Raw genomic sequence first — 1,247 nt, 5'->3', positions numbered from 1 at the left:
CTCGGCTCATCCCCGCTCGCGCGGGGAACACGAGTGCGAGCCAAGACCGATAGCAGCCTTGTGCGGCTCATCCCCGCTCGCGCGGGGAACACGGCAAGCTCACCTTGAAGTAAAACGATTATTCCGGCTCATCCCCGCTCGCGCGGGGAACACCCCTTCCTAGAATCCCACGAGGGGTTGTAGACCCGCTCATCCCCGCTCGCGCGGGGAACACATAACGCCCCGAAATTACCGCGTGGCGTTCCACGGCTCATCCCCGCTCGCGCGGGGAACACGGTCGGGAAATTTACCCGTTCAGGGTTGTGAACGGCTCATCCCCGCTCGCGCGGGGAACACTCGTAATCAAATTCCACGGCGAAAGTTACGCCCGGCTCATCCCCGCTCGCGCGGGGAACACGCCTCGATGGTGATTTCAAAGCCGGTAATCTCCGGCTCATCCCCGCTCGCGCGGGGAACACCACCCGCACGCGGCTATCAAGAACGGCGCGGGCGGCTCATCCCCGCTCGCGCGGGGAACACGGTTTCAATCGACGGGTAGCACTCGTGCGTTTCGGCTCATCCCCGCTCGCGCGGGGAACACGTGCTCTTGTCTGTAATCGTCGTTTGCTGTGGCGGCTCATCCCCGCTCGCGCGGGGAACACCACAGGTTCCTCATTGCTTCCTTGATGCGCGCCGGCTCATCCCCGCTCGCGCGGGGAACACGAAACACCGATAGACCCGCCGGGCGGCGGCAACGGCTCATCCCCGCTCGCGCGGGGAACACATGCTGGCGATTCATTCTGCCGCGGACGGTTCCGGCTCATCCCCGCTCGCGCGGGGAACACGGCAGGGTCTGGGGGGTGGGCGCTTCGGTGGCCGGCTCATCCCCGCTCGCGCGGGGAACACTGAGAGACCGCCGCGCGCGAAATGCTCGTGTACGGCTCATCCCCGCTCGCGCGGGGAACACGCTAAGGGTTTTCCATCGCGAGCCTAGCAGGTCGGCTCATCCCCGCTCGCGCGGGGAACACTTGAATACGGAACCGATAGCGTCGGTAACCGACGGCTCATCCCCGCTCGCGCGGGGAACACGCCGCATCTACGTACCGCTATCGACTTCCTGGCGGCTCATCCCCGCTCGCGCGGGGAACACATAGAAGATTCAAAAGTGTTATAGGTGTACTGCGGCTCATCCCCGCTCGCGCGGGGAACACTCTAGGATATTGTCGCCCGCGCCGGTCTCACGCGGCTCATCCCCGCTCGCGCGGGGA

1 CRISPR repeat array is annotated in these 1,247 nt (G+C 65.7%).

From position 1 onward, the window contains the following. Positions 1-2: 2 nt before the first annotated feature. Positions 3-1,247: direct repeats of the CRISPR family, unit length 25 nt; unit sequence CGGCTCATCCCCGCTCGCGCGGGGA.

It is taken from the genome of Rothia sp. HMSC069C03, from assembly GCF_001811075.1.
In the GTDB taxonomy this organism is placed as follows: domain Bacteria; phylum Actinomycetota; class Actinomycetes; order Actinomycetales; family Micrococcaceae; genus Rothia; species Rothia mucilaginosa.
This window is presented reverse-complemented; position numbering and strand designations above follow the sequence as displayed.